General features: G+C 74.3%; 13 protein-coding genes. 8 read left to right on the top strand and 5 right to left on the bottom strand.

Going from position 1 to position 14,329, the window contains the following annotated elements; all coding sequences use genetic code 11:
• Window positions 1-51 precede the first annotated feature (51 nt).
• From ybgF to AB9M23_RS10585, 3 genes are read left to right on the top strand one after another with little or no spacing between them, the layout of a single operon-like run.
• Window positions 52-990: a tol-pal system protein YbgF gene (gene ybgF, locus AB9M23_RS10595; protein WP_372424511.1), complete on the top strand. Its 939-nt coding sequence runs from the start codon at window positions 52-54 to the stop codon at window positions 988-990.
• 13 nt (window positions 991-1,003) lie between these two features.
• Entirely contained in the window at window positions 1,004-2,017 is a 1,014-nt protein-coding gene (tilS, locus tag AB9M23_RS10590) for a tRNA lysidine(34) synthetase TilS (RefSeq protein ID WP_372424510.1), read from the top strand.
• Window positions 2,018-2,059: 42 nt separating this feature from the next.
• Window positions 2,060-2,983, top strand: coding sequence for a 50S ribosomal protein L11 methyltransferase (locus AB9M23_RS10585; protein ID WP_372424509.1), 924 nt, complete (start codon window positions 2,060-2,062; stop codon window positions 2,981-2,983).
• On the opposite strand, the gene AB9M23_RS10580 is transcribed toward AB9M23_RS10585, so the two are convergent.
• Window positions 2,984-3,220 carry a hypothetical protein gene (locus AB9M23_RS10580; protein WP_372424508.1) on the bottom strand — a complete coding sequence of 79 codons (237 nt, stop codon included), beginning with the start codon at window positions 3,218-3,220 and terminating at the stop codon, window positions 2,984-2,986.
• A gap of 255 nt (window positions 3,221-3,475) precedes the next feature.
• On the opposite strand from AB9M23_RS10580, the gene AB9M23_RS10575 reads away from it, so the two are divergent.
• Together AB9M23_RS10575 and AB9M23_RS10570 are read left to right on the top strand one after the other, a co-directional pair.
• Window positions 3,476-5,293, top strand: coding sequence for an aminopeptidase P family protein (locus AB9M23_RS10575; protein ID WP_372424507.1), 1,818 nt, complete (start codon window positions 3,476-3,478; stop codon window positions 5,291-5,293).
• Window positions 5,294-5,376: 83 nt separating this feature from the next.
• Window positions 5,377-6,561, top strand: coding sequence for a trans-sulfuration enzyme family protein (locus AB9M23_RS10570; RefSeq protein ID WP_372424506.1), 1,185 nt, complete (start codon window positions 5,377-5,379; stop codon window positions 6,559-6,561).
• 102 nt (window positions 6,562-6,663) lie between these two features.
• Here the strand turns inward: AB9M23_RS10570 and AB9M23_RS10565 are convergent, their stop codons facing one another.
• Both AB9M23_RS10565 and AB9M23_RS10560 read right to left on the bottom strand, forming a co-directional pair.
• Complete coding sequence (locus AB9M23_RS10565) at window positions 6,664-6,807, bottom strand: hypothetical protein (protein ID WP_372424505.1); 144 nt, start codon at window positions 6,805-6,807, stop codon at window positions 6,664-6,666.
• Between the two features lie 119 nt (window positions 6,808-6,926).
• The gene (locus AB9M23_RS10560) at window positions 6,927-7,646 is read right to left on the bottom strand and encodes an RluA family pseudouridine synthase (RefSeq protein WP_372424504.1); all 720 of its coding nucleotides are present in this window, start codon (window positions 7,644-7,646) and stop codon (window positions 6,927-6,929) included.
• A gap of 61 nt (window positions 7,647-7,707) precedes the next feature.
• Here AB9M23_RS10560 and ftsY point away from each other — a divergent pair, with 61 nt between their 5' ends.
• Together ftsY and AB9M23_RS10550 are read left to right on the top strand one after the other, a co-directional pair.
• A complete protein-coding gene (gene ftsY / locus AB9M23_RS10555; protein ID WP_372424503.1) occupies window positions 7,708-8,979 on the top strand; it encodes a signal recognition particle-docking protein FtsY in 1,272 nt (423 codons plus the stop codon).
• Window positions 8,980-9,023: 44 nt separating this feature from the next.
• Complete coding sequence (locus AB9M23_RS10550; protein ID WP_372424502.1) at window positions 9,024-10,541, top strand: malonate--CoA ligase; 1,518 nt, start codon at window positions 9,024-9,026, stop codon at window positions 10,539-10,541.
• 75 nt (window positions 10,542-10,616) lie between these two features.
• Here the strand turns inward: AB9M23_RS10550 and AB9M23_RS10545 are convergent, their stop codons facing one another.
• Window positions 10,617-11,075, bottom strand: coding sequence for an Hsp20 family protein (locus AB9M23_RS10545; RefSeq protein WP_372424501.1), 459 nt, complete (start codon window positions 11,073-11,075; stop codon window positions 10,617-10,619).
• A gap of 225 nt (window positions 11,076-11,300) precedes the next feature.
• Here AB9M23_RS10545 and AB9M23_RS10540 point away from each other — a divergent pair, with 225 nt between their 5' ends.
• Window positions 11,301-12,692: a metallophosphoesterase gene (locus tag AB9M23_RS10540; RefSeq protein WP_372424500.1), complete on the top strand. Its 1,392-nt coding sequence runs from the start codon at window positions 11,301-11,303 to the stop codon at window positions 12,690-12,692.
• A gap of 16 nt (window positions 12,693-12,708) precedes the next feature.
• On the opposite strand, the gene AB9M23_RS10535 is transcribed toward AB9M23_RS10540, so the two are convergent.
• Window positions 12,709-14,148 (bottom strand): amidohydrolase, encoded by a 1,440-nt coding sequence (locus AB9M23_RS10535; protein WP_372424499.1) that lies wholly within the window; start codon window positions 14,146-14,148, stop codon window positions 12,709-12,711.
• Window positions 14,149-14,329 lie beyond the last annotated feature (181 nt).

Below are 14,329 nucleotides of genomic sequence, written 5' to 3'. Positions count from 1 at the left end.
GGGCGACTGTGGTATCGGGAGGTTCCCCCGCTTCGATCGGTACCGCGCTCCATGCTCCTTCCCCGTTCCCATCGCGTGCTCGCTCCGGCGCTCGCGCTCGTCGCGCTCGCCTTCGCCGTCCCGTTCGCGGCCCTCCTCGCGGGCACCGCGCCCGTGCGTGCCCAGAGCGCGACGGAGGTCGTCGTGCGCCTCAACCAGCTCGAGGAGGAGGTGCGCCGCCTCTCCGGGCAGGTGGAGGAGCTGACGTTCCAGAATCGCCAGCTGCGCGAGCAGCTCCAGCGCTTCCAGGAGGACGTCGACTTCCGCTTCCAGGAGATGGGCGGCCCCGCCTCCGCCCTGCCGCCGCCGGCCTCGGCGCCGTCCGGAGCGCCCTCGGCCGCGCCCGGCCAGCGCTCCGACGCCTTCGACCCGGGCACGAGCCCCTCGGCGCCGGGAGCGCCGCAGCCGCTCGGCACCACGACGCCCTCGGCGCCGCTCGGCGCCGCCGAGGCGCCCCCGCCGGAGGGCGGCGGCGCGCCGCTCGACATCGCCGCGATCCTGCGCGGCGAGGCGCCGCTGCCGTCTGTGGAGCGCGCCGGTCCGTCCATCGCCGCCACCGGCTCGGAGGACCCGCGCTTCGACTACGATTCCGCCTACGCCTACCTGCTGCAGCGCCAGTACGAGCGCGCCGAGATGGGCTTTCGGCAATACCTCCAGTCCCACCCGCGCGACGCGCTCGTTCCGGACGCCACCTTCTGGCTCGGCGAGACCTACGCCCAGCGCGGCCGCCACCGGGAGGCGGCGGAGCAGTTCCTCAAGGTCTCGACCGAGCACGCCGACTCGCCCAAGGCGCCCGACGCGATGCTCAAGCTCGGCACCTCGCTCGTCGAGCTCGGCGCCCGCGAGCAGGCCTGCGCCACCTTCGCGGAGCTGACGCGCCGCTACGACGACGCCTCCATGCCCGTGCGCGAGGCCGTGGAGCGCGAGCGCCGCCGCGCCTCCTGCGGCTGAGCCTTCGCCCGCGATGGCCGTGCCGGACGACGCTCCCCTCGCCGATGCCGAGGCGCGGAGCCGTCTGACGCCGCTCTTCCGTGATTTCCGCGACACCGGGCTGATCCTCGCCGTCTCCGGCGGCCCCGATTCGGTCGCGCTCATGCGCCTGGCAGCCCCGCTCGCCCGCGAGACCGGCACCCCCGCCCGCGTCGTCACGGTCGATCACGCCCTGCGCCCCGGCTCGGCCGACGAGGCGCTGCGCGTCGCAGACTGGGCCGACGAGGCCGGGCTTCCCCACGAGATCCGCGCCTGGTCGGGCGAGAAGCCGGCCCGAGGCCTCCAGGACGCCGCGCGCGCCGCGCGCTACGCCCTTCTCGCGGAGGCGGCCCACGCGGCCCGCGCCGGCGCGATCCTCACCGCGCATCACCGCGACGACCAGGCCGAGACCGTGCTCATGCGGCTGTGCGCCGGCTCCGGCCCCGCCGGCCTCGCGGGGATGCGTCCACGCGCCGACCTCGACGGGCTCGTGCTGGCGCGGCCCTTCCTCGACCTGCCCAAGGCCCGCCTCGTCGCCACCTGCGTCGCGCGCGCGTGGGACTTCGTCGAGGACCCGTCGAACGCGGCCCCGCGCTTCGCCCGCGCCCGGCTGCGGCGGATCGCGCCGCTCCTGGCGGCGGAAGGCCTCGGCCCCGCGCGCCTCGCCCGGCTCGCGGCGCGCGCGGCGCGGGCCGAGGACGCGCTCGAGGCGCAGAGCGCCGCCGCCTTCGCGCGGCTCGCGATCGGGGAGGCTCCGCTCGCGCTCGACGCCCCCGGCCTCATGGCCGAGCCCGAGGAGATCGCGCTGCGCGTCCTGTCGCGGGCGCTTCGGGAGGCGGGGGGCGCCGCGGGCTACGACAGGCTCTCCCGGCTCGAGGCCTTCTGGAGCCGCCTCGCCCCGGCGATCGCGGCCGGCGCGCCGTTCCGCGAGACGCTCGGCGGCGCGCTCGCGACGCTCGCGGCGGGGCGGCTGGTGCTGACGCCGGAGCCGCCGCGGCGCGGGCGTTGATCTCCTTTGCACCGGGCGTCGGGAGTGCTAGGAGCCCTGCCCATGCTCGAAGGCCTGCACCCCAACCGCCCGACCCACGTCATGCGCCTCGCCACCAGCGAGCGCGCCGCGCGTGCCACGACCGACGTGATCGGCGAGATGTTCGACCCCGCCGAGACGGCGGTCGCCGCCTTCGAGGCCGAGGACGGCAGGACCTGGCTGCTCGAGGCCTACTTCGCCTCGCCGCCGGACGAGGACGCGGTGCGCGCCATGATCCGGCCGGTGATCGGCACGGAGGCCGATCGGGCGGTGTTCGAGGCGATCGCGCAGAAGGACTGGGTGGCGGCGTCGCTGGAGGGGTTGAAGCCCGTGCGCGCCGGGCGCTTCCTCGTGCACGGATCGCACGACCGGCACACGCGCGCGGCGAACGATCTCGCCATCGAGATCGAGGCGGCGCTCGCCTTCGGCACGGGGCATCATGGCACGACGCGCGGCTGCCTCCTGGCGCTCGTCGACGAGCTCAAGCGTCGGCGGCCGGCGCGGGTGCTCGACGTCGGCACCGGCACGGGCATCCTCGCCTTCGCGGCGGCGAAGGCGGTGCGGCGGCGCGTGGTGGCGGGGGACATCGATCCGGTGGCGATCGCGGTGGCGCGCGACAACGCGCGGGCGAACGGCGTGGCGCCCTGGCTCGACCTCTACGTAGGCCCGGGCATCCGCTCGGGCTCGGCCGCGCGGACCCGGCATTTCGATCTCGTCTTCGCCAACATCCTGGCGCGGCCCTTGAAGCGCCTCGCGCCGGATCTGGCGCGCGTCGCGGCGCCGGGCGGGACGCTGGTCCTGTCGGGCCTGCTCGCGCGCGACGTGCCGGGCGTGCTCTCGGCCTATCGCGCGCAAGGCTTCGCGCTCGCGAAGCGGCGCGACCTCGAGGGCTGGGCCGCGCTCACCCTGAAGCGGGGCGGCGCGGCCGCGAGGCCAGTGGGTCGCTGATCAGCGCACGAAGGGCAGGCGGGCGTCGTCGGCGAGGCCGGCGGTACGCACGCCCTCGTTCTCCATGCGCGCCTCGAGATGCGGCGCGTAGAGGCGCAGCTCCCGGCGCACGCGCTCCATCTGCGCGGCCTGCATGCGGCGCAGGATGCGCGTGAACAGGCCGGGGCGGGCGGTCTCGCCGGCGGGAGCGGCGGTGTCGCGGGCGGCGCCGCGGAAGGTATCGAGGGCATAGGCCATGGTGCGGTCTCCGATCGTGGATCTCGGCTGTGGGACGGCCCGAGCGTTTCCTTGTTGCGACGCAATATAGGTCAGTGACGCTGTCCTAGCTACGCCGTAGGCACGGGAGCCGTCATGCGTCTCACGCAGGCCTCGCTCGAGATGTGAGCCGAGGTGCCCATTTTCTGCATGGTTCGTGGGCAGTCGAGGCGGCTCCCCGACGCCGCCGCCGCGGCTCCCGTTGCACGTGCGCCCGCTTGCGCGTACCCCTTGGCCATGAGCCGCTTCCAGACCTTCGACGACCTCGCCGATCCTGCCCGCACCGCCCCGCGTGTCGCCGCGCTGCGCGCCGAACTCGCCCGCCGCGGCATCGACGGTTTCGTCGTGCCGCGCTCGGACGAGCACCAATCCGAGTACGTGCCGCCGAGCGCCGAGCGGCTCGCCTGGCTCACCGGCTTCACCGGCTCCGCCGGCGCGGCGGTGATCCTCGCCGATCGCGCGGCGCTGTTCGTCGACGGGCGCTACACGCTGCAGGCGCCGGCGCAGACGGACACGGGGGTGATCACGGTCGTCGACAGCGGCGAGACGTCGGCCGCGCGGTGGGTCGAGGCGAACCTGGCCGAGGGCGCCGTCCTCGGGTACGACCCCTGGCTCCATACGGCGGACGCGGTGGCGCGGCTGGAGCGCGCCGCGAAGGCCGCGGGCGGGCGGCTCGAGCGGCTCTCGCCGAACCCGATCGACGTGATCTGGGAGGACCGCCCGGCGCCGCCGAAGGCGCCCGTGAGACCGCATCCCGAGGAATACGCGGGCCTCTCGCGGGGCGAGAAGATCGCGCGGGTGCGCGAGGCGCTGGCCGCGGAGAAGCTCGATGCGCTCCTGATCTCCGATCCGCACGCGCTCGCCTGGCTGTTCAATCTGCGCGGCGGCGACGTCGCCCACACGCCGCTGCCGCTCGGCTACGCGCTGGTGCCGCGGGAGGGCCCGGCCACGCTCTTCCTCGATCCCGACAAGGTGACGAACGAGGCGGGCGACGCCGTCGGCGACGTCGCCGCCTTCCGCGCGCCCGACGCGCTCGCGCCGACCCTGGCCGAGATCGCCCGGCGCGGCGCGCGCATTCGCGTCGACCGCGACACCGCGGCCCGGGCGCTGTCCGACGTCGTGCGTGCCGCCGGCGCCGAACCGGACGTCGGCGTCGACCCGATCGGGCGGATGAAGGCGATCAAGACCGATGCCGAGATCGTCGGTGCCCGCGCCGCGCACGTGCGCGACGGCGCCGCGGTCGCCCGCTTCCTCGCCTGGTTCGCGGCGACCGCGCCCGGCGGGCTCACCGAGATCGACGTGGTGGAGAAGCTGGAAGCCTGCCGGGAGGAGACCGGCGCGCTCGTCGACGTCTCCTTCCCCTCGATCGCGGGAGCCGGGCCGAACGGCGCCATCGTGCACTACCGCGTCAGCCGCGCCACCAACCGGGCGCTGGCGGCGGGGGAGCTGTTCCTGATCGATTCGGGCGCGCAGTACCGCGACGGCACGACGGACATCACCCGCACGCTGCCCGTCGGCGAGCCGACGCCCGAGATGCGCGACCGCTACACCCGCGTGCTCCAGGGCCACCTCGCGGTCTCCCGTGCGGTCTTCCCCAAGGGTGCGACGGGCGCGCAGATCGACGGCTTCGCGCGGGCGCCGCTGTGGCGGGCGGGGCTCGATTTCGACCACGGCACCGGCCACGGCGTGGGCAGCTTCCTCTCGGTGCACGAGGGGCCGCAGCGCATCGCCAAGACCGGGACGACGCCGCTCGAGCCGGGCATGATCCTCTCCAACGAGCCGGGCTACTACCGCACGGGCGCCTACGGCATCCGCATCGAGAACCTGATCCTCGTCGAGCGCCGGGAGATCCCCGGCGCCGAGCGGGAGATGCGCGGCTTCGAGACGCTGACGCTCGCGCCCTACGCGCGCGACCTCGTCGACCGCGCGCTGCTCGACGCGGGCGAGATCGCCTGGATCGACGCCTACCACGCCCGCGTCCTGGAGACGCTGGCGCCGCTGGTCGACGAGACGACGCGCGGCTGGCTCGCCCGCGCCTGTGCGCCCCTCGGCTGAGGGGGTTGGCGGGCGGACGCGGGCCGCCCGCTTGCCCCCGCGTGCCGGCTCTGCTTGAACGGGAGCCCAGCCTGGAGCCCCGCATGACCGACAATTCCAGCCACGACCGTCCGTTCTCCAAGCCCAGCCTGTCCAAGCGCAGCCTCGCCGTCCAGGCGATGGGGCGGGTCGATCCGGTGACGAAGGCCGTGGTGCCGCCGATCCACGTCGCCACGACCTACCTGCGCGACCCCGACAACGGCTATTCCTCCGGCTTCGTCTACGGCCGCCCGGACAACGCCACGGTACGCGAGGCCGAGGACGTGATCGCCATGCTGGAGGAGGCGTCCGCCGGCGCGCTGCTGTTCGGCTCCGGCATGGCGGCGGCCACCGCCGTCTTCCGCGCGCTCGACCCGGGCGACCACGTCGTGGCGCCCGCCGTGATGTACTGGGCGCTGCGGCAGTGGCTGCTGACGGAAGGGCGCCGCGGCGGGCTCGAGGTGACGCTCGTCGAGACCGCGGACCTCGAAGCCCTGCGCGCCGCCGTGCGGCCCGGGAAGACGAAGCTCGTGTGGATCGAGACGCCGGCGAACCCGCTCTGGACGCTCACCGACATCGCCGCCGCCGCCGAGATCGCGCACGGGGCGGGGGCGCGGCTCGGGGTCGATTCGACCTGCGCCTCGCCCTTCCACACGCGCCCGCTCGCGCTCGGCGCCGACGTCGTCATGCACGCGGCGACGAAGATCCTCAACGGCCATTCGGACGTGGTGGCGGGGGCGCTCGCGATGCGGGAGAACGACGCCTTCCGGCAGCGGCTCGTGACGATCCGCAAGGGCGAGGGCGGCATCCTGGGGCCGTTCGAGGCCTATCTCCTGATGCGCGGCATGCGCACCTTCCACCTGCGCGCCGCCGCTCAGGCGTCCTCGGCGATGGTGCTGGCCGAGCGGCTGTCGGCGCACCCGCGGGTCGCCGCCGTGCTCTACCCGGGCCTGCCCGGCCACCCGGGGCACGAGATCGCGCGCCGGCAGATGGAGAACGGTTTCGGCTTCATGCTCTCGATCCGCGTCGCCGGCGGCGAGCGGGCGGCGATCGCCACCGCGGCCGGGGTGCGGCTGTGGACGCGGGCGACCTCGCTCGGCGGCGTCGAGAGCCTGATCGAGCACCGCGCCTCGATCGAGGGCCCGGACACGCCCTGCCCGCCGGACCTGCTGCGGCTGTCGGTGGGCTGCGAGGACGTGGACGACCTCCACGCGGACCTGGACCAGGCGCTGCGCGCGGCGCACGGGTGAGGTCGGGCAAAAGAAGAGAGGCGGTTCGCGCCGCCTCCCCGGGAAAGATCGACTGCGGAAAATGCGTGATCATCTGCCCGCGAAACGGGCAGCGAACACGCGTCACGGCCTGAGCGCGACGAGGCTCAACTCGGGACCGGGCATGGCCAGCAGGGCGAGGACGGCGCTCAGCCCGACGGCTGCGAACACGAAGGACAGGCTCACGATCGGCATCAGGTCGCGGTTGGGCATTCTGAAGAAGTGCATGATCGGTCCCTCCATGAACGGTGGATGAACAACGCACACGATGTAGTCAGGTTCCCGGAGCTATGCAATATCGGGTCCAACCGCACCCGGCTGCCTGTATTTTCCGCGGCATTCAATTTTCAAACGCCTGCGGTGCCGGATGGCTCCGTGGCGCCGAGATCGTAGCCGAGCGCCGCGGCGGCGCGCGCCAGCGGCTCCGGCACCGGCGCCGCGACCCGCACCGGCGGCTTCGCGCGCGACAGCGGCACGGCGATGCGCCAGGCGTGGAGGTGGAGCGCCGCGCCGCGCGGCGCGCCCCCGTAGATCGCGTCCCCCACGATCGGGAAGCCGGAGGCGGCGCAGTGGACGCGCAGCTGGTGCGTGCGCCCCGTGATCGGCTCCAGCGCCAGGAGCGCACGCGAGCCGTCCGGCGCCCGGGCGAGGACGCGCACCCGCGTCAGTGCCTCCTGTCCGTCGGGCGACGCCTTCATCCGCCAGGGCGTGTCCGGCGCGACCGGAGCCAGGGGGAGGTCGATCGTGAAGGCGTCCTGCGCCGTGGCGGGCGCGGGCGCGACGAGGGCGAGGTAGGTCTTCTCCACCCGGCCGGTCGCGAACAGATCCGCGAGACTGCGCAGCGCCTTGGGGTGGCGGCCGAGCACGAGGCAGCCGGACGTGTCGCGGTCGAGCCTATGGGCGAGCTCGGGGCGCCACTTCAGGCCGAAGCGCAGCGCGTCGAGGTGCCGTGCGAGCGTCTCCCCGCCGCCCGGACCCGGATGGACGGGCAGCCCGGCGGGCTTGTCGAGGACGAGCATGAGGCCGTCGCGATGCAGGATGCGCGACACTATCTCTTCGGATCTCATGCGAAATCCGCTAGAGCGGACGACGCGAGACGGCAAGCGCGAATGCGGGAGGCGCCGAGGCATGGCTGACGGGACCGAGAAACGCGGCTTCTTCTCGCGGCTGTTCGGGCGCAAGGCGGACGAGGCGCCGAGCGGCGAGACGTCGCGCGAGGAGGCGGCACCGGACGCCGCCTCCACCGTCACCGAGCCCTCGCCCGACGCGGTTACGGCGGTGCCGCCCGAGCTCGCGGGCGCCGACCTCCAGCCGATCGAGCCCGAGGGCGACGAGGCCCGCGAGGCCGCGATCGCGGAGGAGCCCGAGACGCAGCCCGGCCCCACCGGCACGCCGGCGCCCGAGCAGACGACGCCCGAGGCCCTCGTCGAGCCGGAACCCGCGCCCGCTCCGCCGCCCTCTCCCGCCGCCGCTCCGAAGGCCTCCTGGTGGAGCCGCCTGACGCAAGGGCTCGCGCGCACCTCCTCCTCCATGGGGGGCGCGATCACGAGCCTGTTCACCAAGCGCAAGCTCGACGCCACCACGCTCGAGGACCTCGAGGACATCCTCATCCAGGCGGATCTCGGCGTGCCGGCGGCGACGCGCATCACCGAGGCCGTCGCCAAGGGCCGTTACGACAAGGAGATCCCGCCCGAGGAGGTCAAGCGCGTGCTCGCCACCGAGGTCGAGCGCTCGCTCGCGCCGGTGGCGCGCCCGCTCGAGATCGACCGGGCGCGAAAGCCCTTCGTCATCCTCATGGTCGGCGTCAATGGCGCGGGCAAGACGACGACGATCGGCAAGCTCGCGGCCAAGTTCCGCGCGCAGAAGCTCTCCGTCACCATGGCCGCGGGCGACACGTTCCGCGCCGCCGCGATCGAGCAGCTCAAGGTCTGGGGCGAGCGCACCGGCGCGACGGTTGTCGCCCGCGAGCAGGGCGCGGACGCCGCCGGCCTCGCCTTCGACGCGCTGACCGAGGCGCGGCGCGCGGGCACCGACGTGCTCCTCGTCGACACCGCCGGGCGGCTGCAGAACAAGGCCGGGCTGATGTCCGAGCTCGAGAAGATCGTGCGCGTGATGCGCAAGGTCGACCCGAGCGCGCCCCACGCGGCGCTCCTCGTGCTCGACGCGACGGTGGGGCAGAACGCGCTCTCGCAGGTCGAGCTGTTCCAGAAGGCCGCGGGCGTCACCGGGCTCGTGATGACGAAGCTCGACGGCACCGCCCGCGGCGGCATCCTGGTGGCGCTCGCCGAGCGCTTCGGGCTGCCCGTCCACTTCATCGGCGTGGGCGAGGGCGTCGAGGATCTGGAGCCCTTCGCCGCGAAGGACTTCGCCCGGGCGATCGCCGGGCTCGACGAGGCGTGAGACCCGGGGTCGCACCGGGCGAGGATCGGGGGGACGACGGTCGGATGAGCGCACATCTCTACGAGGAGATCCGCGGGGGCATCGCGGATCCGAGCCGGATCTTCATCGAGACGCCGGCGGGGCGGCGGATCGGCTATGCCGAGGCCTTCGAAGAGGCCGGGCGCTTCGCCAACGCGCTGCGGGCGCTCGGCGTGGGCGAGGGCGACCGGGTGGCGGTGCAGGTCGAGAAGAGCCCGGAGGTGATCCTCCTGCTGCTCGGCTGCCTGCGCGCCGGCGCGGTCTTCCTGCCGCTCAACACCGCCTATACGCCCGCCGAACTCGCCTACTTCGTCGAGGACGCCGAGCCAGCCCTCCTCGTCTGCGATCCGAAGGCGCGCGAGACGCTGGCGCCGCTCGCCACCGCGCGCGGCGTCGGCGCCGTCGAGACGCTGGACGCCGAGGGCGCGGGCTCGCTGCGCGCGGCCGCCGACGGCGCCTCGCCCGCCTTCGCGGACGCGACGCGCGGGCCGGACGATCTCGCGGCGATCCTCTACACCTCGGGCACGACCGGGCGCTCGAAAGGGGCGATGCTCACCCACGAGAACCTCGCCTCGAACGGCCGGACGCTGAAGGAGATCTGGCGCTTCGGGGCGGACGACGTGCTGCTCCACGCGCTCCCGACCTTCCACACGCACGGCCTGTTCACCGCGACGAACACGATCCTGCTCGCGGGCGCCTCCATGCTCTTCCTGCCCCGGTTCGACGCGGACGAGGTGATGCGGCTGATGCCGCGGGCGACGACCATGATGGGGGTGCCGACCTTCTACGTGCGCCTCATCCAGCATCCCGGGCTGACGCGGGAGGCGACGGCGCACATGCGCCTGTTCGTCTCCGGCTCGGCGCCGCTGCTCGCCGAGACGCACCAGGCCTTCTCGGCCCGCACCGGCCACGCGATCCTCGAGCGCTACGGCATGACCGAGACCAACATGAACACGTCGAACCCCTACGAGGGGGATCGCGTGCCGGGCACGGTCGGCTTTCCGCTGCCGGGCGTGGACCTGCGGGTCGTCGACCCGGAGAGCGGCGCGCGCCTGCCCGATGGGGAGATCGGCATGATCGAGGTGCGCGGGCCCAACGTCTTCGTCGGCTACTGGCGCAATCCGGAGAAGACCAAGGCCGAGTTCCGCGAGGACGGGTTCTTCGTCACCGGCGACCTCGGGAAGGTGGACGCGCGCGGCTACGTCCACATCGTCGGGCGCGGCAAGGACCTCGTGATCACCGGCGGCTACAACGTCTACCCCAAGGAGGTCGAGACGGAGATCGACGCGCTGCCGGGCGTCGTCGAGAGCGCGGTCTTCGGCGTGCCCCATCCGGATTTCGGCGAAGGGGTGACGGCGGTGGTGGTGGCCGAGCCGGGCGCGGCGGTGGACGAGGCGGGCGTGCTCGCTGCGCTCGCCGACCGGCTCGCCCGCTACAAGCAGCCCAAGCGCGTTCTCGTGGTGCCGGAGCTGCCGCGCAACACGATGGGCAAGGTGCAGAAGGCGGCGCTCAGGGAGCGCTGGGCCGACCTGTACCGGAGCTGAGCCGGCTCAGACGCGAAGACGCCCCCCGCGCAGGGCGCGGAGGGCGTCGAACGAAAGCCGATCGGGCGAGCCCGCTCAGGCGGCGTTGGCCTCCAGCGTGCGCGGGGCCTTGTCGGTGGCCGCGATCGGGATCAGGCGGGGCTTCTTCGACTCGGGGATCTCGCGCACGAGGTCGATGTGCAGGAGCCCGTTCTCGAGGCTGGCGCCCGTCACCTGCACGCCGTCGGCGAGCTGGAAGCGGCGCTCGAACGCGCGCGCGGCGATGCCCTGGTGCAGGAACTGGGCGGGACGCTCGTCCTCGGCCTTCTTGCCGCGCACGGAGAGCGTGTGCTCCTTCACCTCGATGGCGAGGTCGTCCTCGGTGAAGCCGGCGACCGCGACGCTGATGCGGTAGGTGTTCTCGGCGCTGCGCTCGATGTTGTAGGGCGGGTAGCCCTGCGCGCCGTCGACGCCGGCGAGCTGGTCGAGCGTGGAGAACAGGCGGTCGAAGCCGACCGTGTTGCGATAGAGGGGGGAGAGATCGAAGTGACGCATGGCATATCCTCTCGCTGAAGCGACATGCTGGGTTTCGCCGTTCGGTCCGCCGCTGGGGCCGGACCGGGTCGATGTGCCGCCGTCTGGCCGGCACGTTTCCGAGATGGGAAGCGCCGGCGTGGCGTTCAAGAGGGATGCGCGTCACGCTGCCGTCGCCCGGGCGCGCTAGAGCCCGGCGGCTCGCGCCGTCGCGAGCCGCGGTCTTCGTCGAGGAGGAACCGACCGATGCGCCCCGTCGCCTGCACCATCTCCCGCCGCCACGTGCTCCAGGCCGCCGCCGTCCTGCCGCTGGCCGCCGCGCTGCCCAGGGGCGCGCGCGCCGCGCCGTCGGTGGCGGGAGACGTCCTGCTGATCGTGATGTCGGACCTGCACAGCCCCTACCGCCGCCTGCCGGCGATCCTCTCCGCGGTGCGCGCGATCGCGGCGGCGAACCCGGGGCGGCCGATGGCGATCCTGATCAACGGCGACGTGTTCGAGCGCGGCAACGTGGCGGCCCTGCGCTCGCGCGCGGCCGCCGACTGGATGTTCCTGGAGGCGCTCGCCCGCGAGGCGCCCGTCGTGCTCAACCTCGGCAACCACGAGACCGCGATCCTCGACGACATGGCCTCGCTGCCGCCGGAGGCGGCGGCCCGCGGCGTCGCCCTCGTCTCGAACCTGATCGACGCGCGCACCGGGCGCTTGTTCGCGCCCGCCGTCCAGCGGCTCGCGCTCGGCGGGCGCCGGCTCGCCGTCGTCGGGCTCGCGACCGACAATCCGTTCGTCTACCGCCAGCCCGTGCGCGACACGCTCGTGCTCGTCGATCCGGTGGACCATGCCGAGGCCGCGCTCGCGCCGCTCTCCGCCGGGGCGGACGCGACGGTCGTGCTCAGCCACGCCGGCGTCGTCGCCGACAAGGCGATCCTGCCGGGGCTCGCCGACGGCACGCTGCTCGTGGGCGGCCACGACCACCTGAGCTTCGAGCATGCGGCCGGCGCGACGCGCTACGTCCACACCGGGTCCTGGGGCGCGGAGCTCGCCGTGGTGGGGATCGGCTTCGCAGAGGGGGCGGACCCGCGCATCGACCTGGCGCATCACGCGGTCGGCGTCGCCGACGACGCCGATCCGGACCTCGCGGCGGCCATCGACGCGATCCTCGCCGAGCACCTCACGGAGGCCGACCGCGTGGTGATCGCCGATCTCGACCGCGCCCGCGACCTCCCCGAGAGCATCCTCCTCGCCACCGAGGCGGTGCGTGCGGCCGCGGAGGCGGACGTGGCCTTCCTCGGCCACACGACCTTCGGCGCACCCCTCGCCGCCGGGCCGCTCACCGCCTACGACTTCGACGCCTTCGTGCGCTTCGACGGCGACATCCGCGTCGCCGAGGTCGACGGCGCGACGCTCGCCGCGATGCTCGCGCGGGCGAACCAGCACCGGGCGGCGAGCCTCGACGCCCGCACGGGCGACTTCGTCCACGCGGCCGAGATCGCCGTCGATCCGGGGGCCCGTTACCGCGTCGCCGTCAACGGCTGGACGGCGACGAACCAGGAGGCCTACCTCGGCACCCGCGACATCGCCTTCGTGCCCGTGGAGGGGCTGGCGCTGAAGGCGGTGGTGGCGGAGGCGCTCGGGCGCCTGTGACCCGTGCCCGCGCGCCTCACCCCGCCTGGACGGGCGGGCGAACCTCCGGCGGGATCGGGCAGGAATAGGGCGTGCGCGCCAGCCGCGCCGCGTGCGCGGCGGCGGCGTCCCGGCGCAGCCCCTCGTCGCGCATGAGCAGCCGGGCGAGGCCCGCCATCGCCTTGGCGGCGTGGGCCATGCCCTCGTGCGCCGCCGGTGCCTTGCCCTGTGCCGTCATCTGCCAGGTGTGGAGCGGCGTGCCGATGGCGCAGGTGGCCACCCGCGCCTGCACGGTCGGCACCGCCCAGCTGACGTCGCCCACGTCCGTCGAGCCCATCCCGCCGAGGAAGGGGCGGTCGAGCGGCAGCACGAAGTCGCACAGCGGCGCCTCGTTCTGCGCGTCCGTCACCAGCGCGGGATCGATCCCCATGTCGCGCCAGGCGGCGGCGATGTCGCCGGGAGAGAGCGTGCGGCGGATCTCGGCGGCGAAGGCGCGGTCGGCGGCGTCGAAGGGCACCGGGCCGAGCCCCTCGAGGACGCGCTGCAGCGCCTCCTCCAGCGGCCGGTTGCCGACGAGGTTCGAGACGGCGGAGTGGACGCGGCTCTCCACCCGCGTGCCGGTCATCAGCGCCGCGCCGTCGGCGACTGCGCGCACCCGCTCGACGAGATCGGCGAGCCCGGCGAGGTCGCGCGCGCGGATCAGCTGGCGCACGGTGGCGCGCGCGGGCACGACGTTCGGCGCGATGCCGCCGGCGTCGAGATAGGCGTAGTGGACCCGCGCGTCGTCCGGCATGTGCTCGCGCAGGTAGTTGACGCCGACGTTCATCAGCTCCACCGCGTCGAGCGCGCTGCGGCCGAGCTCGGGCGCGCCGGCGGCGTGGGCGGCCTTGCCGTGGAAGGTGAAGTCGATGCGCGTGTTGGCGAGCGAGCGCGCCGGGTCGACGCCGGTGTGCGAGTAGGGATGCCAGGAGATCGCGGCATCGACGTCGGCGAAGAGCCCGTCGCGGACCATGTAGGTCTTGGCCGCGCCGCCCTCCTCCGCCGGGCAGCCGTAGTAGCGCACGCGGCCGGGGATGCCCTCCGCCTCCAGCCAGTCGCGCACGGCGGTGGCGGCGAGGATGGCGGCGGCGCCGAGCAGGTTGTGGCCGCAGCCGTGGCCGTGGCCGCCCTCCTCGACGGGTGCGTGGGTGGCGACGCCCGCCTGCTGGCTGAGTGCGGGAAGCGCGTCGTACTCGCCCAGGATGGCGATCACGGGCCCGCCCGCGCCCCACTCGCCGACGACGGCGGTGGGGATGCCGGCCGCGTTCTCGCCGACGCGGAAGCCCTGGGTGCGCAGCATCGCCGTGTGCTCGGCCACGGCGCGGCGCTCCGTGTAGGCGATCTCGGGGGCGTCGAAGATGCGGTCGGCGAGGTTCTCGAAGTCCTCGCGCTTGGCCTCCACGAGATCCCACACCGGATCGACGTTGCGCGTGTCCATGCTCGCTCTCCTCGGGCGTTCGGGGTTTCGGGCGCGATGCCCGGACAGGCGAGGGGTGTCGCGCGCGCCGGCGCGCCCGGTCAAGCGTCACGCCCGCGAGGACGATATCCGCGCCCGCCCACCGGCAGCGCCGATGCAGGCCGCGACCCGCCACCTCCCCGGAGGGGAGGACGACGGCCGC

The sequence above is a fragment of the Salinarimonas chemoclinalis genome (assembly GCF_041514305.1).
GTDB classification, from domain to species: domain Bacteria; phylum Pseudomonadota; class Alphaproteobacteria; order Rhizobiales; family Beijerinckiaceae; genus Salinarimonas; species Salinarimonas chemoclinalis.
This window is presented reverse-complemented; position numbering and strand designations above follow the sequence as displayed.